We start from the raw sequence: 25,308 nt of genomic DNA on the forward strand, positions 1-25,308 counted from the left end.
CCGTTGCGTGATCACCCTCCGGAACATCGTCGTCCCGTTGGTGGCCGCCGCCCTCGTGGCCGGCTGCTCCGCGCCCACCGCCGCCCCGGGCGAGGCGGGCCCGGCAGGGGACGGCACCACCATGACCCTCGCCGACGGCTACGAGCCCGACGACCTCAACCCGCTGCTCGGCTACGGGGCGGAGGGCGCGAGCAAGTTCTACGACGGTCTCTACGCCCGCGACGCGCAGCGCACCCTGCAGCCCGCGCTCGCCTCCGGCCCGGCGACGCCGTCACCGGACCGCCTGTCCTGGACGGTGCCGCTGCGCCCCGGCGTCACCTTCCACGACGGGTCGGCCTTCGGGCCCGAGGACGTCGTCGCCACCTACGCCGCGATCCTCGACCCGGCCCGTGCCGCGACGATCCGGTCGAGCGTGCCGATGCTCGCCGGGGTCGAGGCCGTCGGCGACGACGCCGTGCGGTTCCGGCTGGCCTACCCCTACGGCGCGTTCCCGGCCCGGCTCACCTCCGGGATCCTGCCGTCGGAGGTCCTCGAGGGCGGCGGCCCCGTCTCCGACCTGCCGGTGAACACCCGGGCCGTCGGCACCGGCCCGTACCGGCTCGCCGAGTGGCGGCGCGGCGACACGATGGTCATGGAGTCGAACCCCGGCTACTGGGGCGGTGCCCCCTCGGTGACCCGGGTGACCGTCGTGTTCGCCACCGACGACAACACCCGTGCCCAGCGCACCGCCGCCGGTGAGTTCGACGGGACCGTGCTGCCGCCGGCACTGGCCCGCGCGGTCGCGCAGCAGAGCGGGCTGGCGCTGCGCGAGCACGCCAGCGCCGACTACCGCACCGTCGCGCTGCCGTTCGCGAACCCGGTCACCGCGGACCCGGCGATCCGCGCGGCGCTGAACCGCTCGGTGAACCGCCAGGGCATGATCGACGCGTTCCTCGCGGGCCAGGGCGAACCGGCCCACCACCCGATCCCGGGCGTGCTGCCCGAGCAGGTCGAGCCCTCGGCGACGTTCACCTTCGACCCCGCGGAGGCGGGCCGGATCCTGGAGCGGGCCGGCTGGGTCCCCGGGCCCGACGGGGTGCGCGTCCGCGGCGGGCAGGCCGCGCGTTTCACGCTGATGTACCCGGCCACCGACACCGTGCGCCGCGACCTGGCCCAGGCGTTCGCCTCCGACGTGCGCGCGGCCGGGATCGACGTCCGGCTGGAGGGACTCGGCTGGGAGGCGATCGAGCCGCGGATGGGCGCCGACGCGCTCGTGCTCGGCGGCGGCGACCCGTTCGACCCGGGGTTCAAGGCGTGGCAGCTGCTGCACTCGTCGAACGCCGCCGACGGGTTCAACAACCCCGGCTCCTACCGCAACGCCGCCGTCGACGCGGCGCTGGACACCGCGCTGCGGGCGCCCGACGAGGCCGCCCGCACCGCGGCGGTGAAGGAGTTCCAGCGGGCCTACGTCGCCGACCCCGGCATGGTCTTCCTGGCCTTCCTCGGCCACAGCTACGTCGCCCGCGACGCCTGGGACGGCTACACCCCCGTCGTCGAGCCGCACACCCACGGCACCACCTGGGGCCCGTGGTGGAACCTGCAGGACTGGACGCCCCGCTCGTGACGGCCGTGCTCCCGGGCCGGCACCGCGGCCGCGCGGTGGCCCGGCTGGCCGGGCTGCGGCTGCTGCTCGGCGTCCCGACGGTGCTGCTGGTCGCGGTCGGGGTGTTCCTGCTGGCGGCGGCGTCGCCGTTCCGGCCGGTGTACCAGTACTTCGGGGTCGGGATCTTCTCCGCGAGCGACGCCGACATCGCCGCCGCCGAACGTTCGCTCGGGCTGGACGCGAGCGTGGGCGAACAGCTCCTCCGGTGGCTGGGCGGGCTGCTGACCGGCGACCTCGGGCAGAGCCTGTCGATGCGGCAGCCGGTGGCCCAGGTGGTCGCCGAGCGGCTCCCGTGGACGTTGCTGCTGGTCACCCTGGCCCTGCTGGTGTCGCTGGTGCTGGCCCTGGCCGCCGGGACCGTCGCGGCGTGGCGGCAGGGCGGCTGGTTCGACCGGGCCGTCACCGCGGTCGGGCACACCCTGGAGGGGCTGCCGCCGTTCGTGCTGGCCCTGGGTGCGATCGCGGTGTTCGCCGTGGCCTGGCCGGTGCTGCCGGTCGCCGGGCTCACCGATGCCGGCGCCGCACCCACGTTCGGCCAGGTGAGCAGGCACCTGGTGCTGCCGGCGCTGGTGCTGGGGGTCTCCCAGACGCCCTGGCTGGTGCTGCACGTCCGGGCCTCGCTGCTGGCCTCCCTCGACGACGACCACGTCGCCGGCGCCCGGGCCCGCGGGCTGCCCGAGCGTCTCGTCGTGCTGCGCCACGCCCTGCCGACCGCGCTGCTGCCGTTCGTGACGGTGCTGGGCAACCGGCTGCCGGAGCTCGTCACCGGCGCCGTGCTGGTGGAGACGGTGTTCTCCTGGCCGGGGATCGCGGCGGCCGTGGTCACCGCGGCGCTGGCCGTGGACTTCCCGCTGCTCGCCGCACTGACCCTCCTCTCGGCGGTGGCGGTGCTGGCCGGGTCGCTCGTCGCCGACCTGACCGTGCTGCTGCTGGACCCGCGGGTGGACGCCGATGTCTGAGACCGCCGTCGCCCCCCGCCCGTGGCTCCCGGCCGGCCGGCCGCGCCCCGGCTCGCCCCGCGGCCGTCGCCGGTCCGGGCGGGCCCGGCTGGTCGCCGGCGCCGGCGGGCTGGTCCTGCTCGTCGCGGCCGCGGTACTCGTGCCGTGGCTCGGCGGGCTCGACGAGGGCGCCGTGGACTACACCGCGATCCGGCTGCCGCCCTCGCCCGCGCACCCGTTCGGCACCGACTCCGTGGGCCGTGACGTGCTGCTGCGCAGCTTCGCGGGACTGGGGGTGTCGCTGCAGGTCGCCGCGGCCTGCGCCGTGCTCTCGACGGTGATCGGCACCCTGTTCGGGGCGCTGTCCGGGCTGCTCGGCGGCTGGTGGGACCGGATCGCGATGCGCCTGGTCGACGCCGTCAACGCCGTCCCGCACCTGCTGCTCGGCATCGTGATCGTCGCGCTCTACCGGGGCAGCGTGCTCGCGGTGATCGCCTCGATCGGGCTGACCCACTGGACGACGGTGGCCCGCGTCGTGCGCGCGGAGATCCTGACCCTGCGCACCCGCCCGTTCGTCGACGCCGCGATCTCCGGCGGCGCGTCCCGGCGCCGGGTCCTGCGCCGGCACCTGCTGCCCGCGGTCGCCCCGCAGGCGGTGCTCTCGGCGGTGCTGATCCTGCCGCACGCGGTGTGGCACGAGACCGCACTGAGCTTCCTCGGCCTCGGCCTGCCACCACACCTGGCGAGTCTGGGCACCATCCTCGGCGAGGGGAGACAGGCCGTGCTGCTCGGCTCCTGGTGGATCGTGGTGTTCCCGAGCGTGCTGCTGGCCGCGACGACGCTGTGCGTCGCCGGCATCGCGGCCTGGTGGCGGGACCGCACACTCCCGCGCCGGCGGTCGGAGCAGGCGCTGTGACCGGGCCCGGCAGCGCCGCACCCGGCACGGTGCTCGCGGTGCGCGGCCTCGACGTCGCCTTCCGGGTCGGGCGTGGGCGTCGCGCCCGCACGGTCCGCGCGGTCACCGGCGCCGACCTGGACCTGCGTGCCGGGCGGTTGACCGCGCTCGTCGGGGAGTCCGGCTGTGGCAAGTCGGTGCTCACCGAGGCCCTGACCGGGCTGCTGCCGGGCACCGCGTCGGTCCGCGGGTCGGCACTCCTGACCCCGCCGGAGCGGTCCGATCCGGTGGAGCTCCTCACCGCACCCGAGTCCGTGCTGCGCGACCGGGTCCGCGGACGGCTGGTCGGGCTGGTCCCCCAGTCCGCCGCCACCCACTTCACCCCCACCCGCACCGTCGGCGCCCAGCTGCGCGAGACCCTGGCCCGGCTCGGCGCGACGGTCACCGTCGCCGACCTCCTCGACCGCGCCGCGCTGCCCCGCCACGTCGCCGCGCTGCACCCGCACGAGCTGTCCGGCGGGCAGGCCCAGCGCGCCGGGCTCGCCGCCGCGCTCGCCGGGGACCCACCGGTGCTGCTCGCCGACGAGCCGACCGCCGGGCTGGACCGGCCACTGGTCGACCACGTCACGACGCTGCTGGCCGGGCTGGCCGCGGAGGGCCGCGCCGTCCTGCTGATCACCCACGACCTGCGCGCCGCCCGCGCCGTCGCCGACGACGTCGCCGTCATGTACGCCTCGCGGCTGGTCGAGACCGGCCCCGCCGACGACGTGTTCGCGGCCCCCTGGCACCCCTACACCGCCGGCCTGCTCGGGGCGCTGCCCGACGCCGGGTTCACCCCGGTACCCGGGCACCCGCCGGAGCTGTCCGCGCTGCCCGACGGCTGCGCGTTCGCCCCACGCTGCCCGGTCTCCGGCGACTGCTCCGGAGACCCCGTCCCGGTCCGCCGGGGTGGGCGGAGCGTGTCCTGCCATCCGCCGACCACCCCCGCGCTCCCCGCGGCGGCCCGGTCCGGGGCGGGGTCGCGGTGAGCCTGCGCGCGGAGGGGGTGCGGGCCGGGTGGCGGGCCGGGCACGCCGTCGTCGACGGTGTGGACCTGGCCGTGGAACGGGGGTCGGTGCTCGGGCTGGCCGGGCCGTCGGGGTGCGGGAAGTCGACGCTGACCCGGGTGCTGGCGCTGCTGCACGCACCGTGGTCGGGCCGGGTGAGCGTCGACGACGAGCCGGTCCGCCGGTTCCGCTTCGACGCGCCCGCGCCGCTGCGCCGCCGGATCGGGGTGGTGTTCCAGTCCCCGCGGGCCTCGACCGACCCGCGGCTGACCTGCGAGGAGATCGTGGCCGAGCCGCTGCGCGCCGCCCGGGTGCCCGGGGTCACCGCACGCGTCGACGAGGTGTGCGCGCAGGTCGGGCTGACCGCCGAGCTGCGCGGACGCCAGCCGCACGAGGTGTCCGACGGGCAGCTCCAGCGCGCCTGCCTGGCCCGTGCGCTCGCGCCCCGGCCGGACTACCTGCTGTGCGACGAGATGACCGCGATGCTCGACGCGTCGAGCACCGCGGCCCTGGTCTCGGTCGTCGCCGCCGAGGTCGACGGCCGCGGGCTCGGTGTCCTCGCCGTCAGCCACGACGAGGCGCTGCTCGCGGCGTGGGCCGGGCGGGTGCTGCGGCCGTGGAGCTGAGTCAGGCCTCGCGGACCGGACGGCGCAGCTGCTCGGCCAGGGCGCCGTCGTCGCCGAAGAGGGTGTCGCGCCAGCGCTGCTCCAGCGCTCGGGTGTCGTGCCGGTCGGGGTGGAAGCGCGGGTGCCCGAAGACGGGCATCCGGCCCAGCACGCGGCGCAGGAACTGGCCGCGCCCGAACAGCAGCCGGTAGCCCTCGCGCAGGTCCCGCGGCCGCCGCCAGACGCCCTGCTGCACGAGCAGGTACGCCCACCCGAACACGACCGCGGGCAGCACGGTGGCGACCACCAGCGGGGCGGCGCGGCCGCGCTCGGGGCCGTCGGTGCCGATGAGCTCGTAGACGTCCCAGGTCACGGACTTGTGCTCGAGCTCCTCGAGCGCGTGCCAGTGCCACAGCTCGCGGATGTCGGCGTGCACGCGCTCGGCGAACTCGTCGCTGCCGAGGATGTCCTCGGCCATCACCGCGGTGAAGTGCTCCATCAGCGCGGTGCAGGCGAGCTGCTGCCGCGGCGGGGTGCGGTCGAGGACCTTCAAGGCGAGCGCGACGGCGGCCTCCGGTACGTGCACCGGGAAGCCGCGGGAGCGGAACGCCTCGTTGAGCCGGTCGTGCTCGCGGCTGTGGATGACCTCCTGCGCGGTGAACCCGGCGACCCGGGCGCGCAGCTCCGGGTCGGTCACCCGGTCCCGGAAGTGGATCACCGAGCGGACGAAGAAGTCCTCCCCCGGCGGGAAGATCGCCGAGAGCATCGCGAGGAACAGCGTCGCGGTCGCGTTGTCGGCGTAGGCCCAGCGGACCATCTGCTCGGGCAGCCGGAAGTCCAGGTGCCGCGGCGGGATGCCGACGTCGCCGCCGGTCAGCCTGCGGGGGCGTGGGCCGGACCCGGTGTCGGTCGCCGTCTCGGTCACGGTCGGTCCTCCGGTCGTCGTCGACGGTCGGGCCGCATCCGTGACAGAAAGTATCCCGTACAGCGCGTACCCCTTAACGCCGAATCATCGGTGGCACCGGGCGCGGTGTCAACCGGGCGCGGGATGATGGCCGGGTGAACGGATCCGTGACCCCCGGCGACGGCCGCGCCCGTCGCTGGGCCGGGCAGCGGGCGGCCCGGCGGGCCGAGGTCGTCGAGGCCGCGATGGCCGCGATCGCCGAGCACGGACCGGAGGCCACGACCGAGCAGATCGCCGGTCGCGCCGGGGTGCCCCGGCCCGCGCTGTACCGGCACTTCGACGGCCTGGAGGACTTGCAGGGCGCGATCGCCGAGGCCGCGCTGGGGCTCTACTCCGAGGCGCTCGCGCCGGTGTGGAGCCCGCGCGGTACGCCGCGGGAGATGCTCGTCGCCGCCATCGCCGCGCACGTGCGGTGGCTCGCCGCGCACACCGAGCTCTACCGGTACGTGCTGCGCGCCGCCGGGGTCACGACGGCCGTCACCGACATCCGGCACCGCATCGCCGACCGGATGACCGGCCTGCTGACCGGTGGCTACCCCGGGCTGCCCGCGACCGTCGCGGCGCCGCTGGCCGCCGGCGCGGTCGGACTGGTCGACGGCGCGACCGAGCGCTGGCTCTCCTCGGCGGACCCGCTCCCGCTCGACGAGCTCGCCGAGCACCTGGCCCGGTGGGTCTGGTCGGTGCTCGACGTGGCGCTGCGCGAGGTCGCGATCGAGCTCGACCCGGACGTCCCGCTCACGGCGGGCTGAGCGCTACTCCGCGACGCCGATGTCCTCGTTCCACAGGTCGGGGCGCTCGGCGACGAACGCGGTCATCATGTCCACGCAACGCGCGTCGTCGAGCACCTGCACGCGCACCCCGTGCTCGGCCAGCCAGTCGTGCCCGCCGTGGAAGGTCCGGGCCTCCCCCACGAGCACCGCGCCGATCCCGAACTGACGGATCAGCCCCGCGCAGTACCAGCAGGGCGAGAGCGTGGTGACCATCGTCGTGGACCGGTAGTCGCGGCGGCGGCCCGCGTCGCGGAACGCCGCGGTCTCGCCGTGCACCGTCGGGTCGCCGTCCTGCACCCGACGGTTGTGGCCGCGCCCGAGGACCTCCCCGTCCGGTCCGACGAGTGCGGCGCCGATCGGGATGCCGCCCGAGGCCAGCCCGGCCCGGGCCTGCTCCACCGCGACGTCCAGCCAGCTCGGATCCATGCGCGCGAACCTATACCGAGATCGCGTCCAGGCGTTCGCGCAGGAACGGCGCGGACACCACCGGCTCCAGGGCCGTCCGGCCGAGCGGCGGGGCCAGCGGCGTGACGACGGCGTCGTGGTCCAGCTCGAAGAAGAACACCAGCGACACCAGGTCCTCGGCCGGGGCGTGGGCCTGCGGCGGCAGCACCCGGTGCCGCCCGGCCCGCCAGCGGTGCCCGGTCCAGTGCGCGAGCAGGTCGCCGACGTTCACCGTCAGCGCCCCCGGGGTGTACGGCGCGTCGGTCCAGCCGTGCCCCTCGACGTCGACCTGCAGCCCGCCCGCCCCCGGCTCGCGGTCGAGCAGGGTGACGGTGCCGAAGTCGGTGTGCGGGCCGATCCGGAACTGCCCGGGCAGCGGGGCCCCGGTCTCGGTCATCGGCGGGTAGCGGTTGATGTTGAACGTCCACGTCGGGTGCGTCGCGAGGTCGCGCAGCGTCGACGGCTCCTGCCCGAGCGCCCCCGCGCACAGCTCCAGCAGCGCGCCCGCGACACGGGTCATCGCCGTGCAGTAGGCGGTCACCGCCTCCCGCAGCGCCGGGGCCTGCGCCGGCCAGACGTTCGGCGGGAACCACACCGCGTCGGTCTCCGCGTCACCGGTCGGCGCGAACGGTCCCACCGCGAAGGACTCCTTGAGGTCCGGCGGGGAGTCACCGCCCTCCACACGGTCGTTGGCCTCGACGCCGGGCGGCAGCCACCCCCGCCCGCCGACTCCGACCGCGTAGCCGCGCTTGACCGTCTCGGGCAGCGCGAAGAAGTCCCGTGCGGCGGCCCGTACCGCCCAGGCCGCGTCGTCCGGCACCCCGTGCCCGACGACCTGCAGGAACCCGGCCCGCTGCAGCGCGGTGTCCACCGCGGCCGGGTCCGGCGCGGCCAGGTCCACGGTCGGGATGAGCGCGTTCACCGGGTACCCCCGGGCGTCCCGACGGCGGTGCGGCGCACCAGCAGCGCGTAGAGCCCGGCCGAGAGCAGCAGCCCGACCAGGAAGGTCACGTCACCGATCCCGGGCAGCAGGCGCGGCACCAGCCCGGTGAACAGCTCCTGGTTGGCGAACAGCAGCACCGACACGACGATGCCGGCGACGAGGGCGACCGGGCCCGCGTGGTTGCGGTGGGTGCGGTCGTAGAGCAGACCGGGGTCGGTCGGGCGCAGCCACTGGTCGGTGAGCACCACCCCGAGCCACGGCCCGACCCAGTACACGACGACGAGCAGGAACGCCTCGTACCCGGCCGCGGCGTCGCCGAGGGCGACCAGCGCGATCACGAACCCGACCGCGCCGAAGGCCACCGCGACGACGGCCCGCGCCCGCGCCAGCGGCACGTCGATGCCGAGCGCGAGGAACGCCATCGCCCCGGAGTACACGTTCAGGACGTTCGCCGCGACCGCCCCCACCGCGATGGCGACCAGGGTCAGCACGGCCAGCCACCCGGGCAGCAGGCCGGTGTAGTTCGCCACCGGGTTGTCCGAGTCGAGCCCGGCCGCCGTCGCCGCACCGACCGACGCCGCACCGACCGTCATGAGCACCGTGGTGGACAGGAACAGGCCGCCGCCCGCGGCGAGGCCGGTGGCCCGCGCCGACACCGAGCGGGGCAGGTAGCGGGAGTAGTCCGCGGCGTAGGGGCTCCAGCCCGCCGAGTACCCGACGACGGCACCGACGGTCAGCAGGAACCCGCCGACCCCGCCCACCCCGTCCGGCGACGCGGCCGCCCCCGGGTCCGACGCGGCGAGCACCAGCACCGCCCCGGCCCCGAGCACGACCGCGAGCAGCGGGAAGGCGAGCCGCTCGAACGCCTGCACCAGGTTGTGCCCGAAGAACGCGACGGCGACCTGGACGACGACCACCGCCACCAGCCACGCGACCGTCCCGCCGCCGGTGATCGCCGACAGGGCGAAGGCGGCGCTGACGCTGTTCACCGCGAACCAGCCGAAACCCGAGGTGATCGTCATCAACGCGGCGGGCAGTGCGTTGCCGCGGTGGCCGAACGCGAGCCGCCCGAGCACCATCTGCGGCACTCCGGCGGCCGGTCCGCGGGCGGACAGGATCCCGTGGGCGAGCGCGGCGAGCAGGTTCCCGACGACGATCGCCGCGACCGCCGCGGGCACCGACTGCCCGAACGCCGTCACCGACAGCACGCCGACGAAGATCGTCGCGAACTCCAGGTTCGGCGAGGTCCACGTCCAGAACAGCTGGCGGGGTCTACCGTGCCGCTCGGAGTCCGGCACGGGCTCGGTGGAGCCGGGCTCGACGGCGACGATGCGGTCGCCGTACCCGCGGTCCGCGGTCGCGCCGACGGTGTTCTCGGTGGTCACCGCGCCACTGTGACCCGCGGACCGGGCGGGACGGAACCTCGGTAACCGACTGTTGACACGGGTTGCTCCGTCCGGCCCGTAGTCCTGCGGATTCCGCGGCCGGGCCCGGTCCGCCACGATCGTCGGCATGCGGACGAACCCGAACGTGGCCCTGCAGGCCGGCGCCCTCCTGGCCTTCGCGGCCCTGCGGTTCACCGCGCCGGGGTGGTTCCTGATCATCCTGATCATGACCCTGGTCGGCCCGGCCCTCCTGACGGTCCCGACGGTCCTGTCGCTGACCGTGCTGCGACGCCGGGTGCTCGGCCCGGCGGTGACCGCCCCGTTCGTCGCCTGCGCCGGGTTCCTGCTCGCCGGCGGGCTGCTGATGCCCGACTTCGGCGACACCGCGGACTCGGTGCGCGCCCCGCTGACGGTGCTGCTGGAGTCGGCCGGGCTGCCCGCCGGGCCGACCGAGCCGCTGTACGTCCTCGGCTCGCTGGCCCTCGCCGGCTGGTCGGTGTCACTGGTCTGGCTGGGCGTGGCCCTGGCGCTCGACGCCCGCCGGACGCACCGGGTCCCCGGGCCGCCGCACCCGGCCTGGGTGCGGCCGGTCTCCTGAGGCCGCTCGCGCCGTCCGCGAGGTCCCCGTCCGCGCCGTCCGGACCGGTCACACCGGGGCCGGTCCCGGCCCCACCCGGCCGGCCGCGTCCGGCCGGCCCCGGCGGGGTCTGCTCAGCCCTCGCCCGGTACCCGGATCCGCCGGGTCCGCTCGGCGCGGGCGGCGAGCTCGTCGTCGGCGGGGTAGTCGACGCCGGTCAGCGACAGGCCGTGCGGCGGCGCGACGGTCACCTCGGAGGCGCGCAGCTCGCGGCGCAGCAGTCCCGCGGGCCAGTCGGCGGGCCTGCGCCCACGGCCGACCTCGAACACCGCGCCGACCAGGCTGCGGACCATCGAGTGGCAGAACGCGTCCGCGGAGACCGCCGCGACCAGCACGTCCGGCTCGCCCGGCGCGGGCGACCAGTCGAAGCGCTGCAGCGCGCGTACGGTCGTCGCGCCCTCGCGGCGCTTGCAGAACGCGGCGAAGTCGTGCTCGCCCAGCAGCAGTGCCGAGGCGGCGTTCATCGGCTCCGGGTCCAGCGGGTACGGCCAGGCGACGGTCTCCCGCGCCCGCAGCGGCTCGGCCCCGAACGGGGCCGTGGTGACCCGGTAGCGGTAGTGCCTGCGCAGCGCGGAGAAGCGGGCGTCGAAGGCGTCGGGGACCCGCCCGAGACCGTGCACCCGCACGTCGGGTGGGAGCAGCCGGTTCAACCGCCGCAGCAGGCCGTCGATCTGCGGTGCGAGCGTCTCCGGGAGGTCGACGTGGCAGACCTGGCCGGACGCGTGCACCCCGGCGTCGGTGCGCCCGGCGACGGTGAGCCGCAGCGGGGTGCGCAGCACGGTCGACAGGGCCTCGGTGAGCACGCCCTGCACGGTGCGCCGGGTCGGCTGCTGGGCCCATCCGGAGAAGTCGGTGCCGTCGTAGGCGACGTCGAGCCGCAGCCGGACGGTCCCGGCCCCCGGATCGGGGGCACCGGAAACGCCGACGAGCCCGCCGTCGGTGACGGCGGGCTCGTCGGTGTGGTGCGCTCGGCTCAGGAGCCGGACTCCTTCTTCGAGTCCTCGGCGGCGTCGGCAGCCTCCTCGGCGGCCTCCTCCGCGGCGGCGGCGTCGACGGCCTTGTCGGCGGCCTCGGAACCCGGGGCCACCTCCTCGGCCTCGACCGCGGCGTCGACCGCCTTCTCGGCGGCCTCCTGGGCCTCGTCGGCGGCGGTGACCTCGGCCTCGGTGGCCTCGGTCGACTCGACCGTGGTCTCCTCGTCCGAGGACGCGGCGGCCGGGGCGGAGGCCGCGGCCTGCGACGCGGCCGAACGACGGGCACGGTTGGCCTCGTCGGTCACCGTCTTCTGCTGGACCAGCTCGATGACCGCCATCGGGGCGTTGTCGCCCTTGCGCGGCATCGTCTTGGTGATCCGGGTGTAGCCACCGTTGCGGTCCGCGAAGAACGGGCCGATCTCGGTGACGAGGCGGTGCACGACCGACTTGTCACGGATCACCTTCATGATCTCGCGCCGGTTGTGCAGGTCGCCGGCCTTGGCCTTGGTGATCAGCCGCTCCGCGTACGGACGCAGCCGCCGGGCCTTGGCCTCGGTGGTGGTGATCCGGCCGTGTTCGAACAGCGAGGTCGCCAGGTTGGCCAGGATCAGCCGCTGGTGCGCGGGCGACCCGCCGAGGCGGGCACCCTTGGTGGGCTGGGGCATGGCTACAACTGCTCCGTTTCTGCGTAGTCCTGACCGTCGTCACCGAAGGTGTCCGGGTCGAACCCGCTCCCACCGTCGACGCCGTAGTCGCTCGCCGCCGCCGACGGGTCGAACCCGGGCGGGCTGTCCTTGAGGGCCAGGCCGAGACCGACGAGCTTCATCTTGACCTCGTCGATCGACTTGGCGCCGAAGTTGCGGATGTCGAGCAGGTCCGCCTCGCTGCGGCCGACGAGCTCGCCGACCGTGTGGATGCCCTCGCGCTTGAGGCAGTTGTAGGACCGGACCGTGAGGTCCAGCTCCTCGATCGGCATCGCGAAGGCCGCGATGGTGTCCGCCTCCTGCGGGGAGGGGCCGATCTCGATGCCCTCGGCGTCCACGTTCAGCTCGCGGGCCAGGCCGAACAGCTCGACCAGGGTCTTGCCGGCCGAGGCCAGCGCATCCCGCGGGGTGATGGACGGCTTCGACTCGACGTCGAGGATGAGCTTGTCGAAGTCGGTGCGCTGCTCGACTCGCGTGGCCTCGACCTTGTAGGTCACCTTCAGCACCGGCGAGTAGATCGAGTCGACCGGGATACGGCCGATCTCGGCACCGGTGGCCTTGTTCTGCATCGCCGGGACGTACCCGCGACCGCGCTCGACGACGAGCTCGACCTCGAGCCGGCCCTTGTCGTTGAGCGAGGCGATGTGCAGGTCCGGGTTGTGCACGGTGACACCGGCGGGCGGGACGATGTCCCCCGCGGTGACCGCACCCGGGCCCTGCTTGCGCAGGTACATCGTCACCGGCTCGTCCTCCTCGGAGCTCACGACGAGCTCCTTGAGGTTGAGGATGATGTCGGTGACGTCCTCCTTGACCCCCGGCACGGTGGTGAACTCGTGCAGGACGCCGTCGATCCGGATGGACGTGACGGCGGCACCGGGGATCGACGACAGCAGCGTCCGGCGCAGGGAGTTACCGAGGGTGTAGCCGAAGCCCGGCTCCAGCGGCTCGATGACGAACCGCGACCGGGTCTCGGTGACGACGTCCTCGGCCAGTGAGGGTCGCTGAGAGATCAGCATGGGTGTGTGCCTCCTTCGCACCTGCGACAACCGCTATTTGATGTCGCAGTGGGAACCGTCGCCCCTCCCTGCGGGGCGACGGCGTGTCGAGCTACTTCGAGTAGAACTCGACGATGAGCTGCTCGGTGACCTGGGTGTCGATCTGAGCGCGCTCGGGCAGCTGGTGGACCAGGATCCGCAGGGTCGACGGGACGACCTGCAGCCACGCCGGGACCGGGCGGTCGCCCTGGGTCTCCTTGGCGATGACGAACGGGTCGGTGTTCCGCGACTTGTCCTTGACGTCGATGATGTCGTAGCGCGACACCCGGTAGCTGGGGATGTCGACCTTCTTCCCGTTGACCAGGAAGTGGCCGTGGTTCACCAGCTGACGGGCCATGCGCCGGGTGCGGGCGAGGCCCGCGCGGTACACGACGTTGTCGAGGCGCGACTCGAGGATCTGCAGCAGCTCGTCGCCGGTCTTGCCCTCGCGACGGTGCGCCTCCTCGTAGTAGGCGCGGAGCTGCTTCTCCTGCAGGCCGTAGCCGAAGCGGGCCTTCTGCTTCTCCTGCAGCTGCAGGAGGTACTCGGTCTCCTTGATCCGGATCCGGCCGTGCTGGCCGGGCGGGTAGGGACGACGCTCGAACGCCTGGTCGCCGCCGACGAGGTCGGTCTTCAGTCGGCGGGACTTGCGGGTCATGGGGCCGGTGTAGCGAGCCATGGTGGTTCTCCCTTCCCCTAGACCCGGCGCCGCTTGGGCGGACGGCAGCCGTTGTGCGGCTGCGGGGTCACGTCGGAGATCGTGCCGACCTCGAGGCCGGCCGCCTGCAGCGAACGGATCGCCGTCTCACGTCCGGAGCCGGGGCCCTTGACGAAGACGTCGCACTTCTTCATGCCGTGGTCCATCGCCTTGCGGGCGGCGTTCTCGGCGGCGAGCTGCGCGGCGAACGGCGTCGACTTCCGGGAGCCCTTCAGGCCGACGTGCCCGGACGAGGCCCAGGCGATGACGGCACCGGTCGGGTCGGTGATCGACACGATCGTGTTGTTGAACGTGGACTTGATGTGGGCGTGACCGTGCGCGACGTTCTTCTTCTCGCGACGGCGGACCTTCTTGGGTCCGGCACCCTGACGTGCGCGGGGCGGCATTACTTCTTACCTGCCTTCTTCTTACCGGCGACGGTCTTCTTCGGACCCTTGCGGCCGCGCGCGTTGGTCTTCGTGCGCTGGCCGCGGACCGGAAGGCCGCGACGGTGACGGATGCCCTGGTACGAACCGATCTCGATCTTCCGGCGGATGTCCGCCTGGATCTCACGGCGCAGGTCACCCTCGACCTGCAGGTTCGCCTCGATGTACTCGCGGAGCTTGCTGACGTCCTCGTCGGTCAGGTCCTTCGACCGGAGGTCGGGGCTCAGCGCGGTGGCCTCGAGGATCTCCTTGGACCGGGTACGTCCGACCCCGAAGATGTAGGTGAGCGCGATCTCCAACCGCTTTTCGCGGGGGAGGTCGACGCCGGCAACACGTGCCATGCGGCGTGGTCTCCTTGTTGTCGTCCCAGGTCTTCCCGATGCCCGTCCCGTTCCGCCGCTGAGCTGAACGGGCCCCGGCCTGGTTCCGGGGGTACTACCGGGCCCGTGTGGCCCGGCAGGTGCATCGGGGGCTTCTGCTGCGCGATCAGAGGATCGCGACCGGTACCGCTCTGCTCAGCCCTGGCGCTGCTTGTGGCGCAGGTTCGAGCAGATCACGATGATCCGGCCGTGACGGCGGATCACCTGGCACTTGTCGCAGATCTTCTTGACGCTCGGCTTGACCTTCACGTCGTCTGCCTCTGTGTGTCGTTCTTGTGGGTCTCGCGACCGACCGTGGTGGAGCTGGTCGTCACTTGTAGCGGTAGACGATGCGGCCGCGGCTGAGGTCGTAGGGCGACAGCTCGACGACCACCCGGTCCTCCGGAAGGATCCGGATGTAGTGCTGGCGCATCTTCCCGCTGATGTGCGCGAGTACCCGGTGGCCGTTCTCCAGCTCCACCCGGAACATCGCGTTCGGCAGGGGTTCGACGACCCGGCCCTCGACCTCGATCGCCCCGTCCTTCTTGGCCATGTCCTCCGCTATCCGTGACAGGTGTCGGTTGCCCCGGTCGACAGCGGTGCCGACGACCGGTTCGGCGCGCGCGGACGGAGCCGGACCGGGAACACTGTGGGATACACGGAGCACACGGAGCGGACGTCACAGGACGCGCCGATGGTCCAGTGTACGGAGGCCGTGCGAGGCCGGTGCAGGCGGGGGTGACGGGCGTGGTAGACGCCCGGCAGACCGACGGTAACGGACCGACCCGGTCACGGACCAGTACCCGCGCGGAGCGCGTCGGGTACCGGTGGCGCGGGGCTCAGGCTCCGGGGCGGTCCGGTGCGCCGGCGGGCGCGGTCAGCAGCCACGGCCCGTCCTCGGTGACGGCGACGGTGTGCTCCCAGTGCACGGCCCGGCCGCCCGCCGCGGTGACGACCGTCCAGCCGTCCTCGAGCTCCAGGGTGTCCGGGTCCCCCGCGACGAGCATCGGCTCGACGGCCAGGGCCATGCCCGGGCGCAGCCGCGGCCCCTTGCCCGGCTCGCCGTGGTTGGGCAGGAACGGGTCCATGTGCATCGAGGTGCCGATGCCGTGGCCGCCGTACTCGGCGACGATCCCGTAGTCGGCGCGGTCGGCCAGCGCCGCGGACCGGCACGCCTCCTGGATGGCGTACGAGACGTCGGTCAGCCGGGCCCCGTCGCGGACGGCGAGGATCCCCGCCTCCATCGCGCCGCGGCAGGCCGCGGACAGGGCGAGGTCCTCCGGCGACACGTCCCCGACGGCGATGGTCACCGCGGAGTCGCCGTGCCAGCCGTCGACGATCGCGCCGCAGTCCACCGAGATCAGGTCTCCCTCGGCGAGCACCTGCTTCGGCGACGGGATGCCGTGCACGATCTGCTCGTTCACCGAGGCGCAGATGCTCGCCGGGAAACCGTGGTAACCGAGGAACGAGGGGACACCGTCGCCGTCGCGGATCGTCTGCTCGGCGAGCGCATCGAGCTCGGCCGTGCTGACACCGGGCTTCGCGTGCTCGGTGACCGCGGCCAGCGTGGCCGCGACCAACGCACCCGCCACCCGCATCGCCTCGAGCTGACCGTGGGTCTTGAGCTCGATGTCCCGACCCCGGTAGCGGGCGATGGCCCCGCGGATACCGCCGCGACCGTTCATGTGTCCGTCCCTCGGTTCCCCGCCGTGGCGCCGGTGGTGCCGGCGCCGACCGGGTCTCAGCCGTTGCGGTTGTGCAGCGCCGAGAAGACCCGGTCGGTGATCTCGTCGATCTCGCCGACGGCGTCGATCGTGACCAGCCGGTCACGGTAGTGGTCCAGCAGCGGAGCGGTCTCCTCGCGGTAGACCCGCTGCCGGTTGCGGATGGTGTCCTCGTTGTCGTCGCTGCGGCCGCGGCCGAGCAGCCGCTGCACGACGACCTCGTCGTCGACGTCGAACTGGACGACGGCGTCGAGTTCCAGGCCCTTGTCGGACAGGATCTCCGACAGGGAGCCCGCCTGGGCCACGTTGCGCGGGAAGCCGTCGAGGATGAAACCGCTCGCCGTGTCGGCGTCGCCGAGCCGGTCGCGCACCATCGCGACGGTCACCTCGTCGGGGACGAGGTCCCCGGCGTCCATGTAGCGCTTCGCCTCGCGACCGAGCTCGGTCTCGTCACGCAGGTTCGCCCGGAACAGATCCCCGGTCGAGATGTGCGGGACGTCGAGCCGCTTGGCCATCTGCTCAGCCTGGGTCCCCTTGCCGGCACCGGGCGGTCCCACCAGAACGAGTCGCACGAGACCCGACCTCCTGAAGTCTTGTCGTCCATGGTGCCGGCGTCCTCGCCGGCACACGATGCCCGAGGCACCACGATCGGGGCCGGGGCCCCGCACCGGGTTCCCGCTCGGCCACGTTCCGGCGAGCCTAACGCAGGAAACCCTCGTAGTTCCGCTGCATGAGCTGGCTCTCGATCTGCTTCAGGGTGTCGAGGCCCACGGTGACCATGATCAGCACGGCCGTGCCGCCGAACGGGAAGTTCTGGTTCTGGCCGCTGCCGGTGATCCCGAGGAAGAAGTTCGGGAGCACCGCGATGAGGCCCAGGTACAGCGATCCCGGCAGCGTGATGCGGCTGAGCACGAAGTTCAGGTACTCCGCGGTGGGCCGGCCCGGGCGGATGCCCGGGATGAATCCGCCGTACTTCTTCATGTCCTCGGCGCGCTCGTCGGGGTTGAACGTGATGCCGACGTAGAAGTACGTGAAGAAGATGATCAGTGCTACGTACAACACGATGTGCACGGGATTGGACTGATCGACGAGATAGGTCTGCACGAACTGCTGGAACCAGCCGCCGTCGTTCCCGGCGAGCCGGGCGACCAGGTCGGGCAGGTAGAGCAGCGAGCTACCGAAGATCACCGGCACGACACCGGCCTGGTTGACCTTGAGCGGCAGGTAGGTCGAGGTGCCGCCGTACATCCGGCGGCCGACCATGCGCTTGGCGTACTGCACCGGGATCCGGCGCTGGCCGTTCTCCACGAACACGACGCTGGCGATGATCGCGAGACCGAAGACGCAGACGCCGGCGAAGACCAGGCCGCCGGAGTTCTCCAGGATCAGCCGGCCCTCGGCGGGGATGCGGTGCGCGATGGAGGCGAAGATCAGCAGCGACATGCCGTTGCCGATGCCGCGCTCGGTGACCTGCTCGCCCAGCCACATCACCAGCGTGGTCCCGGCGACCATGACGATCACGATGACGATCAGCGTGAAGACCGACGAGTCCGGGATGATCGGAAGCGCGCAGCCCTGGAACAGCTGACCGCGCTCGGCCAGCGCCACGAAGCCGGTGGCCTGCAGCACCGCGATGCCGATCGTCAGGTACCGCGTGTACTGCGTGAGCTTGGCCTGGCCGGACTGGCCTTCCTTCTTCAACTGCTCGAACCGCGGGATGACGACCTGCAGCAGCTGCACGATGATGCTCGCGGTGATGTAGGGCATGATGCCCAGCGCGAAGATCGACAGCTGGAGCAGTGCCCCACCGGAGAACAGGTTGATCAGGGAGTAGACGCTGGCGTTGTCGCCGCCCTCGACCTGACGGACACATTCCTGGATGTTGGGGTACGACACCCCCGGCGAGGGGATGTTCGCCCCGAGCCGGTACACCGCCACGATCGCCAGCGTGAAGAGGATCTTCTTGCGGAGATCCGGCGTGGTCAGGGCCGCCCGGACTGCGCTGAGCACTCGGTGATCCTCCTACGACGTCGGCGGCCCGACACCGCCTGCGCCGGCCCCTGAGGGGTCGGCCGGGTTGGTCGACGCGCGTTCCGCGCCTCGCGGGACACCCGGGCCGGTGTGTACCGGCGGGGGCTGCGCGCCTCGAGGCGCGCCAGGTAATCGGTGGACACTCGGTCCGGAAGTGACTGTAACAGCGGCCCGGAAACGCCTCGGCGCCGCCCACGGGCCCGGTCCACCTGGGGTGGAGCGGGCGCCACGGACGGCGCCGGGGGACGTGCGGTGGGGCCTACAGCTCGGAGACCGAGCCGCCGGCCGCCGAGATCTTCTCGCGCGCGGACGCGGAGAACTTGTGGGCCTTCACGGTCAGGGCGACGCCCGAGAGCTCGCCCTCGCCGAGGACCTTCACGAGCTGGTTCTTGCGAACCGCGCCCGCCTCGACCAGCTCGGCCGGACCGATCTCGCCACCCTTCGGGAACAGGGTGGCCAGCTCGCCGACGTTCACGACCTGGTACTCGACCTTGAAGCGGTTCTTGAAGCCCTTGAGCTTCGGGAGCCGCATGTGCAGCGGCATCTGCCCGCCCTCGAAGCGCGGGGACACCGTCTTGCGGGCCTTGGTGCCCTTGGTACCGCGACCGGCGGTCTTGCCCTTGGAGCCCTCACCGCGACCCACACGGGTCCGCGCCTTCTTCGAGCCCGGGGCCGGCCGCAGGTCGTGGAGCTTGATGACGGAGTTCTCGTTCTCGCTCACGACTGCACCTCCTCCACGGTCACGAGGTGGCGCACGGTGTGGACGTAACCGCGGGTCTGCGGGTCCGCCTCACGCACCACCGACTGCCGGATCTTGCGCAGGCCGAGCGAGCGCAGCGTGTCGCGCTGGTTCTGCTTGCAGCCGATCCGGCTCTTCACCTGGGTGATCTTCCACGTGGCCATGTCGCTCACACCTTCGCCGCGTCGGCCTCGGCGCGCTGGCGCATCATGCTCGCCGGGGCGACGTCCTCCAGCGGCAGGCCGCGGCGGGCCGCGACCTCCTCCGGACGCTGCACCGACTTCAGCGCCGCCACCGTGGCGTGCACGATGTTGATGGCGTTGTCGGAGCCGAGGGACTTGGACAGGATGTCCGAGATCCCCGCGCACTCCAGCACCGCGCGGACCGGGCCGCCGGCGATGACACCGGTACCCGGGGAGGCCGGGCGCAGCATGACGACGCCGGCGGCGGCCTCACCCTGCACGCGGTGCACGATCGTGCCGCCGATGCGGGGGACGCGGAAGAAGTTCTTCTTCGCCTCCTCCACGCCCTTGGCGATCGCGGCCGGCACCTCCTTGGCCTTGCCGTAGCCGACGCCCACCAGGCCGTCACCGTCGCCGACGATCATCAGCGCGGTGAAGCTGAACCGGCGGCCGCCCTTGACGACCTTGGCCACGCGGTTGATCGTGACCAGCCGCTCGATGTACGGGGTCTTGTCCTGGGCCGCCCCGCCACGGCCACCGTCCCGGCGGTCCCGGTTGTTGCGGTTGTCGTTCCCACCGCTGCCGCCCGGGGCTCCGCCGTCACGCCGCGTACGTCCCGGCATCAGACAGTCCCTTCGATCTTCTCGGTCTGGTTCATCAGAACTCCAGGCCTCCCTCGCGGGCGGCGTCGGCCAGGGCCGCGATGCGGCCGTGGTAGGCCAGCCCGCCGCGGTCGAACACGACCGTGGAGATGCCCGCCTCCTTGGCCCGGGCGGCGATGAGCTCGCCGACCTTGGCCGCCTTGGCCTTCTTGTCGCCCTCGACGCCACGCACCTCGGCGTCCAGCGAGGACGCGAAGGCCAGCGTGTGGCCCGCCAGGTCGTCGATCAGCTGGACGGTGATGTGCCGCGAGGAGCGGTTGACCGCCAGCCGCGGACGCACCGGCGTCCCGGAGATCTTCTTCCGGAGCCGGGCGTGCCGGCGGATGCGCGAGTCGCGGCGCTTGCGCGCCACCTGGGACGCCATCCGGCGGCGGGCGGAACCCGACACCGTCTCGTTCGTCTCGGCCATCACTTACCCGTCTTTCCGACCTTGCGGCGGACCTGCTCGCCGGCGTACCGCACACCCTTGCCCTTGTACGGGTCGGGGCGGCGCAGCTTCCGGATGTTGGCAGCGGTCTCGCCGACCAGCTGCTTGTCGATGCCGGAGACCGAGAACCGGGTCGGCGACTCGACCGCGAAGGTGATGCCCTCCGCCGGCTCGATCACGACCGGGTGCGAGTAGCCCAGGGCGAACTCGAGGTTCTGCCCCTTCAGCTGCACGCGGTAACCCACGCCGTGGATCTCCAGCTTCTTCTCGTAGCCGGCGCTGACGCCGACCACGATGTTGTTGACGAGGGAGCGGGTCAGGCCGTGGTAGGCCCGGGTCTCGCGCTCCTCGTTCGGCCGCTTCACCAGCACCGTGCCGTCGTCATCGCGCTCGATCGTGATCGGCTCGACGGCGGTGTGCGACAGGGTGCCCTTGGGGCCCTTCGCGGTGACCGTGCGGCCGTCGATGGTGATCTCCACGCCGGACGGGACGGTGATGGGCAGCTTTCCGATGCGTGACATCGTTCGTTACCCCTCTCTCACCAGACGTAGGCGAGGACTTCCCCGCCCACGCCGCTCCGGTAGGCCTGCTGGTCGGTCATCAGACCCTGAGAGGTCGAGATGATCGCGATGCCGAGGCCACCCAGGACCCGCGGCAGGTTCGTCGACTTCGCGTACACACGCAGACCGGGCTTGGACACCCGGCGCAGACCGGCGACGCTGCGCTCACGGTTGCGGCCGTACTTCAGCTCGACGACCAGGGACTTGCCGACCTCGGCGTCCTCGGTGTGGTGTGCCGCGATGTAGCCCTCCTTCTGAAGGATCTCCGCAATGGCGACCTTCAGCTTCGAGTGGGGCATCACGACGCGGTCGTGGTAGGCCGAGTTCGCGTTCCGCAGACGGGTCAACATGTCTGCGATCGGATCGGTCATCGTCATGGTGTCTGTCTCTTTCCCGCCGTGGTTCCTCGTACCGGCGCGGTGCCCCTGTGCGGGGCACCGCACCGGTGCGGGCCTGCGGCGATCGGATCCGCTGCCCCGCGGACGCGGGGCGGTCGGATCACCAGCTGGACTTGCTCACACCCGGCAGCTCGCCGGCGTGCGCCATGTCTCGCAGGCACACGCGGCAGAGGCCGAACTTGCGGAACACGGCACGCGGCCGGCCGCACTTGTTGCAGCGGGTGTAACCCCGCACGGCGAACTTCGGCTTCGCGTTCGCCTTGTTGATGAGCGCCTTCTTCGCCATTCGCTCAGCTCTCCTTGAACGGGAAGCCCAGGTGGCGCAGCAGCGCCCGGCCCTCGGCGTTCGTGGTCGCGGTGGTCACGACCGTGATGTCCATGCCCCGCGGCCGGTCGATGGAGTCCGGGTCGATCTCGTGGAACATCGACTGCTCGTTCAGGCCGAACGTGTAGTTGCCACGCCCGTCGAACTGGTTGCCCTCGAGGCCGCGGAAGTCGCGGATACGGGGCAGCGCGATGGTCAGGAGACGGTCGAGGAACTCCCACATCCGGTCGTTGCGGAGGGTCACCTTCGCACCGATCGGCATGCCCTCGCGCAGCTTGAACTGCGCGATGGACTTGGTGGCGCGACGCAGCTGCGGCTTCTGGCCGGTGATCGTGGCCAGGTCCCGCAGCGCACCGTCGATCAGCTTCGAGTCGCGGGCGGCGTCACCGACACCCATGTTCACCACGACCTTGGTCAGGCCGGGGATCTGCATGACGTTGGTGTAGCCGAACTCCTCGCGGAGCTTGTCGAGCATCTCGTCGCGGTACCGCTGCTTGAGCCTCGGCACGGTCTTCTCAGCCGTGGTCATCTCAGATCTCCTTCCCGTTGCGCCTGGAGATCCGGACGCGGCGGGTGGTGCCGTCCTCGCCCTCGACGGCCTTCTTGCCGATACGGGTCGGCTTGCCGTCGGAGTCGCACACCATCACGTTCGAGACGTGGATGGCGGCCTCCTGGGTGACGATCCCGCCGCTCTCGGCCCCGCGCTGGTTCTGGCTGATCCGGGTGTGCTTCTTGATCCGGTTCACGCCCTCGACCAGCACGCGCTGGCGCTCCGGGTAGGCCGCGATGACCTTGCCCCGTGCACCCTTGTCCTTGCCGGCGATCACCAGAACGGTGTCGCCCTTCTTGACCTTCATCTTCGCCTTCATGTCAGAGCACCTCCGGGGCCAGGGAGATGATCCTCATGAACTTGCGGTCGCGCAGCTCGCGCCCGACCGGGCCGAAGATACGGGTCCCCCGAGGTCCGTTGTCCGCCTTGATCAGCACGGCGGCGTTCTCGTCGAAACGGATGTAGCTGCCGTCGGGACGGCGCTTCTCCTTCTTGGTGCGCACGATGACCGCCTTGACGACGTCACCACGCTTCACGCCGGCGCCGGGGATGGCCTCCTTGACCGTGGCGACGATGACGTCGCCGATCCCGGCGTAGCGCCGCGCGGAGCCGCCCAGCACCCGGATGCACAGGATCTCCTTGGCACCGGTGTTGTCGGCGACGCGCAGCCGCGACTCCTGCTGGATCACTTCGACTCCTACTTGGCCTTCTCGAGGATCTCCACCAGCCGCCAGCGCTTGGTCGCCGACAGCGGACGGGTCTCCATGAGGCGGACACGGTCGCCGATACCGGCGGTGTTCCCCTCGTCGTGCGCCTTGACCTTGCTGGTCCGGCGGATGACCTTGCCGTACAGGGGGTGCTTCACCCGGTCCTCGAGGGAGACGACGATCGTCTTCTCCATCTTGTCGGACACGACCAGGCCCTCGCGGACCTTGCGCTCCCCGCGCTCGTCGTTCTTCTGCTCGTCGCTCACGCCGCGCCCTCGCTCTCGGTCGGTGCGGCGGAAAGGCCGAGCTCACGCTCGCGCATCACGGTGTAGCACCGCGCGATGTCGTGACGGACGGCCCGCAGCCGCCGGTTGTTGTCCAGCTGCCCGGTGGCCATCTGGAAGCGGAGGTTGAACAGCTCCTCCTTGGCCTCCCGGACACGCACGACCAGCTCCTCGTCGGAGAGCTCGCGCAGCTCGGCGGCCTTGGTGTTGCCACTGCTCGCCATCAGATGTCACCACCCTCACGGGACACGATCCGGCACTTCATGGGCAGCTTGTGGATCGCACGGGTCAGGGCCTCGTGCGCCACCTCGCGGTTCGGGAAGCTCATCTCGAAGAGCACCCGGCCCGGCTTGACGTTCGTGACCCACTTCTCGGGCGAACCCTTACCGGAACCCATGCGGACCTCGGCCGGCTTCTTGGTCATCGGGATGTCCGGGAAGACGTTGATCCAGATCTTCCCGCCACGACGGATGTGCCGGTTGATCGCGATACGCGCCGACTCGATCTGCCGGTTCGACACGTAGGCCGGCTCCAGCGCCTGGATGCCCCAGTCGCCGAAGGTGACCGCGGTACCACCGCTGGCCATGCCCTTGCGCTTGGGACGGTGCTGCTTGCGGTGCTTGACCTTGCGTGGGATCAGCATCGGTCAGCTCTCCCCACCGTTGCTCTGGTTCTCACCGGAGGCCGGGGCCTCGGCGGTCGCCGTCGCGGCGCCGCCGGCCTGGCCCGCGCTCTGCGCGGCACGCCCGGCCTCGGTGCTGGTCGCAGTGGTGCCCGAGGCACCGGAACGGCGCCGGGCCGGACGCTCACGGCGCGGGCCACGGCCCGGGGCCTCGGCAGCGGCCGGGACGCCCTCGCGGCGGCCACCGACGACGTCGCCCTTGTAGATCCAGACCTTCACGCCGATGCGGCCGAAGGAGGTCCGGGCCTCGAACAGGCCGTAGTCGATGTCCGCACGCAGCGTGTGCAGCGGGACCCGACCCTCGCGGTAGAACTCCGACCGCGACATCTCGGCACCGCCGAGGCGGCCCGAGCACTGGACCCGGATGCCCTTGACCTGCGGGCTGCGCATGGCCGACTGGATGGCCTTGCGCATCGCACGCCGGAAGGCGACCCGGTTCGACAGCTGCTCGGCGACGCCCTGGGCGACGAGCTGCGCGTCGGACTCGGAGCTCTTGACCTCGAGGATGTTCAGCTGGACCTGCTTCTTGGTCAGCTTCTCGAGGTTGCCCCGGATCCGGTCGGCCTCGGCGCCACGACGGCCGATCACGATGCCGGGACGCGCGGTGTGGATGTCCACCCGCACACGGTCCCGGGTGCGCTCGATCTCGACCTTGGAGATGCCGGCCCGCTCCATGCCCTTGGAGAGCATGCGGCGGATCTCGACGTCCTCCTTGACGTACTCGGAGTACTGCTTGTCGGCGTACCAGCGCGACTTCCAGTCCGTGGTGATGCCCAGGCGGAAGCCGTGCGGGTTGATCTTCTGCCCCATCAGCGGGCCCTCCCCTTCGCACCACGACGGCCGGCCTTCTGCGGAACCGACTCGACCTCGATGGTGATGTGGCTCGTCCGCTTGCGGATGCGGTACGCACGCCCCTGGGCGCGCGGCCGGATCCGCTTCAACGTCGGGCCCTCGTCGACCATCGCCACGGCGACCACGAGGGTCTCCGGGTCCAGGTCCAGGTTGTTCTCGGCGTTGGCCGCGGCGCTCGCCACGACCTTCGCGACGGGCTCCGCCGCGGCCTGCGGCGAGAACCGCAGGATCGCCAGCGCCTCGTCGACCGGCAGGCCGCGGACCAGGTCCACGACACGACGGGTCTTCGTCGGCGAGCTGCGGACGAACCGCGCCACGGCGCGCGCACGAGTCGGCTCGAGCGCAGCGCCGGTGGTCTCGGCAGTGGTCTCTGCCATTTTCTCCACCTCTCCTAGTCGCTACTCGGGCCGGCTGCTAGCGCCGACGCGCCTTGCGGTCGTCCTTGATGTGACCCCGGAAGGTCCGGGTGGGGGCGAACTCGCCCAGCTTGTGACCGACCATCGAGTCGGACACGAACACCGGGACGTGCTTGCGGCCGTCGTGCACGGCGATGGTGTGACCGATCATGTCCGGGATGATCGTGGACCGACGGGACCACGTGCGGATGACGGTCTTCTTGCCGGACTCGTTGAGGACGTCCACCTTCTTGAGCAGGTGGTCGTCCACGAAGGGGCCCTTCTTCAGGCTGCGCGGCATGTCTTA

Annotated in this window: 38 protein-coding genes; 7 read left to right on the forward strand and 31 right to left on the reverse strand. The window is 72.2% G+C overall.

What is annotated here, in order from left to right:
* Positions 1–7: 7 nt before the first annotated feature.
* Genes ZF1_RS23285 through ZF1_RS23305 form a run of 5 tightly spaced genes read left to right on the forward strand, consistent with a single transcriptional unit; the run spans position 8 to position 5,147 of the window.
* A complete protein-coding gene (locus ZF1_RS23285) occupies positions 8–1,603 on the forward strand; it encodes an ABC transporter substrate-binding protein (RefSeq protein WP_482638349.1) in 1,596 nt (531 codons plus the stop codon).
* On the forward strand, positions 1,600–2,601 hold the full coding sequence (locus ZF1_RS23290; RefSeq protein WP_062397797.1) for an ABC transporter permease: 1,002 nt from the start codon (positions 1,600–1,602) through the stop codon (positions 2,599–2,601). Before ZF1_RS23285 ends, ZF1_RS23290 begins: the two co-directional genes overlap by 4 nt.
* Positions 2,594–3,496 (forward strand): ABC transporter permease, encoded by a 903-nt coding sequence (locus tag ZF1_RS23295; protein WP_251784401.1) that lies wholly within the window; start codon positions 2,594–2,596, stop codon positions 3,494–3,496. Before ZF1_RS23290 ends, ZF1_RS23295 begins: the two co-directional genes overlap by 8 nt.
* A complete protein-coding gene (locus ZF1_RS23300; protein WP_482638350.1) occupies positions 3,493–4,503 on the forward strand; it encodes an oligopeptide/dipeptide ABC transporter ATP-binding protein in 1,011 nt (336 codons plus the stop codon). Before ZF1_RS23295 ends, ZF1_RS23300 begins: the two co-directional genes overlap by 4 nt.
* A complete protein-coding gene (locus ZF1_RS23305) occupies positions 4,500–5,147 on the forward strand; it encodes an ABC transporter ATP-binding protein (protein WP_482638351.1) in 648 nt (215 codons plus the stop codon). The genes ZF1_RS23300 and ZF1_RS23305 overlap by 4 nt, the downstream gene beginning before the upstream one ends.
* Position 5,148: 1 nt before the next feature.
* Here ZF1_RS23305 and ZF1_RS23310 read toward each other — a convergent pair whose 3' ends face one another.
* Positions 5,149–6,051 (reverse strand): metal-dependent hydrolase, encoded by a 903-nt coding sequence (locus tag ZF1_RS23310; RefSeq protein WP_482638352.1) that lies wholly within the window; start codon positions 6,049–6,051, stop codon positions 5,149–5,151.
* Between the two features lie 134 nt (positions 6,052–6,185).
* Between ZF1_RS23310 and ZF1_RS23315 the strand changes: the two genes are divergently transcribed.
* Positions 6,186–6,839: a TetR/AcrR family transcriptional regulator gene (locus tag ZF1_RS23315; protein WP_226369637.1), complete on the forward strand. Its 654-nt coding sequence runs from the start codon at positions 6,186–6,188 to the stop codon at positions 6,837–6,839.
* 3 nt (positions 6,840–6,842) lie between these two features.
* Here ZF1_RS23315 and ZF1_RS23320 read toward each other — a convergent pair whose 3' ends face one another.
* From ZF1_RS23320 to ZF1_RS23330, 3 genes are read right to left on the reverse strand one after another with little or no spacing between them, the layout of a single operon-like run.
* A complete protein-coding gene (locus ZF1_RS23320) occupies positions 6,843–7,286 on the reverse strand; it encodes a nucleoside deaminase (protein ID WP_482638353.1) in 444 nt (147 codons plus the stop codon).
* Positions 7,287–7,296: 10 nt separating this feature from the next.
* Positions 7,297–8,226, reverse strand: coding sequence for an isopenicillin N synthase family dioxygenase (locus ZF1_RS23325; RefSeq protein WP_482638354.1), 930 nt, complete (start codon positions 8,224–8,226; stop codon positions 7,297–7,299).
* Entirely contained in the window at positions 8,223–9,632 is a 1,410-nt protein-coding gene (locus ZF1_RS23330; protein WP_482638355.1) for a purine-cytosine permease family protein, read from the reverse strand. Before ZF1_RS23330 ends, ZF1_RS23325 begins: the two co-directional genes overlap by 4 nt.
* 127 nt (positions 9,633–9,759) lie before the next feature.
* On the opposite strand from ZF1_RS23330, the gene ZF1_RS23335 reads away from it, so the two are divergent.
* Positions 9,760–10,230 carry a hypothetical protein gene (locus ZF1_RS23335; RefSeq protein WP_482638356.1) on the forward strand — a complete coding sequence of 157 codons (471 nt, stop codon included), beginning with the start codon at positions 9,760–9,762 and terminating at the stop codon, positions 10,228–10,230.
* Between the two features lie 113 nt (positions 10,231–10,343).
* Here ZF1_RS23335 and truA read toward each other — a convergent pair whose 3' ends face one another.
* From truA to rpsS, 27 genes are all read right to left on the reverse strand, one after another.
* The gene (gene truA, locus ZF1_RS23340; RefSeq protein ID WP_253066740.1) at positions 10,344–11,150 is read right to left on the reverse strand and encodes a tRNA pseudouridine(38-40) synthase TruA; all 807 of its coding nucleotides are present in this window, start codon (positions 11,148–11,150) and stop codon (positions 10,344–10,346) included.
* Positions 11,151–11,242: 92 nt separating this feature from the next.
* Positions 11,243–11,908 carry a 50S ribosomal protein L17 gene (gene rplQ / locus ZF1_RS23345; RefSeq protein WP_482638357.1) on the reverse strand — a complete coding sequence of 222 codons (666 nt, stop codon included), beginning with the start codon at positions 11,906–11,908 and terminating at the stop codon, positions 11,243–11,245.
* A gap of 2 nt (positions 11,909–11,910) precedes the next feature.
* Entirely contained in the window at positions 11,911–12,963 is a 1,053-nt protein-coding gene (locus ZF1_RS23350) for a DNA-directed RNA polymerase subunit alpha (protein WP_062397812.1), read from the reverse strand.
* Positions 12,964–13,054: 91 nt separating this feature from the next.
* Positions 13,055–13,660 carry a 30S ribosomal protein S4 gene (gene rpsD, locus ZF1_RS23355; RefSeq protein ID WP_060710555.1) on the reverse strand — a complete coding sequence of 202 codons (606 nt, stop codon included), beginning with the start codon at positions 13,658–13,660 and terminating at the stop codon, positions 13,055–13,057.
* Between the two features lie 17 nt (positions 13,661–13,677).
* Positions 13,678–14,085 carry a 30S ribosomal protein S11 gene (gene rpsK / locus ZF1_RS23360; protein ID WP_020622915.1) on the reverse strand — a complete coding sequence of 136 codons (408 nt, stop codon included), beginning with the start codon at positions 14,083–14,085 and terminating at the stop codon, positions 13,678–13,680.
* Positions 14,085–14,465: a 30S ribosomal protein S13 gene (rpsM, locus tag ZF1_RS23365; protein WP_020622916.1), complete on the reverse strand. Its 381-nt coding sequence runs from the start codon at positions 14,463–14,465 to the stop codon at positions 14,085–14,087. The genes rpsK and rpsM overlap by 1 nt, the downstream gene beginning before the upstream one ends.
* 174 nt (positions 14,466–14,639) lie before the next feature.
* The gene (gene rpmJ / locus ZF1_RS23370) at positions 14,640–14,753 is read right to left on the reverse strand and encodes a 50S ribosomal protein L36 (RefSeq protein ID WP_020622917.1); all 114 of its coding nucleotides are present in this window, start codon (positions 14,751–14,753) and stop codon (positions 14,640–14,642) included.
* A gap of 61 nt (positions 14,754–14,814) precedes the next feature.
* Positions 14,815–15,036 (reverse strand): translation initiation factor IF-1, encoded by a 222-nt coding sequence (gene infA / locus ZF1_RS23375; protein WP_010228514.1) that lies wholly within the window; start codon positions 15,034–15,036, stop codon positions 14,815–14,817.
* A 286-nt stretch (positions 15,037–15,322) separates the two neighbouring features.
* Positions 15,323–16,168 carry a type I methionyl aminopeptidase gene (gene map / locus ZF1_RS23380; protein ID WP_062397816.1) on the reverse strand — a complete coding sequence of 282 codons (846 nt, stop codon included), beginning with the start codon at positions 16,166–16,168 and terminating at the stop codon, positions 15,323–15,325.
* A 56-nt stretch (positions 16,169–16,224) separates the two neighbouring features.
* Positions 16,225–16,779 (reverse strand): adenylate kinase, encoded by a 555-nt coding sequence (locus tag ZF1_RS23385; RefSeq protein ID WP_251784410.1) that lies wholly within the window; start codon positions 16,777–16,779, stop codon positions 16,225–16,227.
* A gap of 127 nt (positions 16,780–16,906) precedes the next feature.
* Positions 16,907–18,217: a preprotein translocase subunit SecY gene (secY, locus tag ZF1_RS23390; protein WP_073576464.1), complete on the reverse strand. Its 1,311-nt coding sequence runs from the start codon at positions 18,215–18,217 to the stop codon at positions 16,907–16,909.
* A 280-nt stretch (positions 18,218–18,497) separates the two neighbouring features.
* Positions 18,498–18,959 (reverse strand): 50S ribosomal protein L15, encoded by a 462-nt coding sequence (rplO, locus tag ZF1_RS23395; protein WP_208622979.1) that lies wholly within the window; start codon positions 18,957–18,959, stop codon positions 18,498–18,500.
* Positions 18,956–19,141 carry a 50S ribosomal protein L30 gene (rpmD, locus tag ZF1_RS23400; protein WP_062403786.1) on the reverse strand — a complete coding sequence of 62 codons (186 nt, stop codon included), beginning with the start codon at positions 19,139–19,141 and terminating at the stop codon, positions 18,956–18,958. The genes rplO and rpmD overlap by 4 nt, the downstream gene beginning before the upstream one ends.
* A 5-nt stretch (positions 19,142–19,146) precedes the next feature.
* Positions 19,147–19,782 (reverse strand): 30S ribosomal protein S5, encoded by a 636-nt coding sequence (rpsE, locus tag ZF1_RS23405; protein ID WP_062397823.1) that lies wholly within the window; start codon positions 19,780–19,782, stop codon positions 19,147–19,149.
* 34 nt (positions 19,783–19,816) lie between these two features.
* Positions 19,817–20,230 carry a 50S ribosomal protein L18 gene (gene rplR / locus ZF1_RS23410; RefSeq protein ID WP_280118285.1) on the reverse strand — a complete coding sequence of 138 codons (414 nt, stop codon included), beginning with the start codon at positions 20,228–20,230 and terminating at the stop codon, positions 19,817–19,819.
* Positions 20,230–20,769: a 50S ribosomal protein L6 gene (rplF, locus tag ZF1_RS23415; RefSeq protein ID WP_062397827.1), complete on the reverse strand. Its 540-nt coding sequence runs from the start codon at positions 20,767–20,769 to the stop codon at positions 20,230–20,232. Before rplF ends, rplR begins: the two co-directional genes overlap by 1 nt.
* Positions 20,770–20,786: 17 nt before the next feature.
* Positions 20,787–21,185 carry a 30S ribosomal protein S8 gene (rpsH, locus tag ZF1_RS23420; RefSeq protein WP_062397829.1) on the reverse strand — a complete coding sequence of 133 codons (399 nt, stop codon included), beginning with the start codon at positions 21,183–21,185 and terminating at the stop codon, positions 20,787–20,789.
* 121 nt (positions 21,186–21,306) lie between these two features.
* The gene (locus ZF1_RS23425) at positions 21,307–21,492 is read right to left on the reverse strand and encodes a type Z 30S ribosomal protein S14 (RefSeq protein WP_020622927.1); all 186 of its coding nucleotides are present in this window, start codon (positions 21,490–21,492) and stop codon (positions 21,307–21,309) included.
* 4 nt (positions 21,493–21,496) lie between these two features.
* Positions 21,497–22,060, reverse strand: coding sequence for a 50S ribosomal protein L5 (rplE, locus tag ZF1_RS23430; protein WP_062397831.1), 564 nt, complete (start codon positions 22,058–22,060; stop codon positions 21,497–21,499).
* A 1-nt stretch (position 22,061) separates the two neighbouring features.
* Positions 22,062–22,388, reverse strand: a complete 327-nt coding sequence (rplX, locus tag ZF1_RS23435) for a 50S ribosomal protein L24 (RefSeq protein WP_062403788.1) — start codon at positions 22,386–22,388, stop codon at positions 22,062–22,064.
* A gap of 13 nt (positions 22,389–22,401) precedes the next feature.
* Entirely contained in the window at positions 22,402–22,770 is a 369-nt protein-coding gene (gene rplN, locus ZF1_RS23440; protein ID WP_010228481.1) for a 50S ribosomal protein L14, read from the reverse strand.
* An 8-nt stretch (positions 22,771–22,778) separates the two neighbouring features.
* Entirely contained in the window at positions 22,779–23,054 is a 276-nt protein-coding gene (gene rpsQ, locus ZF1_RS23445; RefSeq protein WP_062397834.1) for a 30S ribosomal protein S17, read from the reverse strand.
* Complete coding sequence (rpmC, locus tag ZF1_RS23450; RefSeq protein WP_020622931.1) at positions 23,051–23,296, reverse strand: 50S ribosomal protein L29; 246 nt, start codon at positions 23,294–23,296, stop codon at positions 23,051–23,053. The genes rpsQ and rpmC overlap by 4 nt, the downstream gene beginning before the upstream one ends.
* Positions 23,296–23,715, reverse strand: a complete 420-nt coding sequence (gene rplP / locus ZF1_RS23455) for a 50S ribosomal protein L16 (protein WP_020622932.1) — start codon at positions 23,713–23,715, stop codon at positions 23,296–23,298. Before rplP ends, rpmC begins: the two co-directional genes overlap by 1 nt.
* 3 nt (positions 23,716–23,718) lie before the next feature.
* Positions 23,719–24,564: a 30S ribosomal protein S3 gene (gene rpsC, locus ZF1_RS23460; RefSeq protein WP_253066732.1), complete on the reverse strand. Its 846-nt coding sequence runs from the start codon at positions 24,562–24,564 to the stop codon at positions 23,719–23,721.
* Positions 24,564–24,983 carry a 50S ribosomal protein L22 gene (gene rplV / locus ZF1_RS23465; RefSeq protein ID WP_062397838.1) on the reverse strand — a complete coding sequence of 140 codons (420 nt, stop codon included), beginning with the start codon at positions 24,981–24,983 and terminating at the stop codon, positions 24,564–24,566. Before rplV ends, rpsC begins: the two co-directional genes overlap by 1 nt.
* 37 nt (positions 24,984–25,020) lie before the next feature.
* A complete protein-coding gene (gene rpsS, locus ZF1_RS23470) occupies positions 25,021–25,302 on the reverse strand; it encodes a 30S ribosomal protein S19 (protein WP_062397841.1) in 282 nt (93 codons plus the stop codon).
* Between the last annotated feature and the right edge of the window lie 6 nt (positions 25,303–25,308).

This window comes from Pseudonocardia sp. ZF1 (assembly GCF_056835605.1).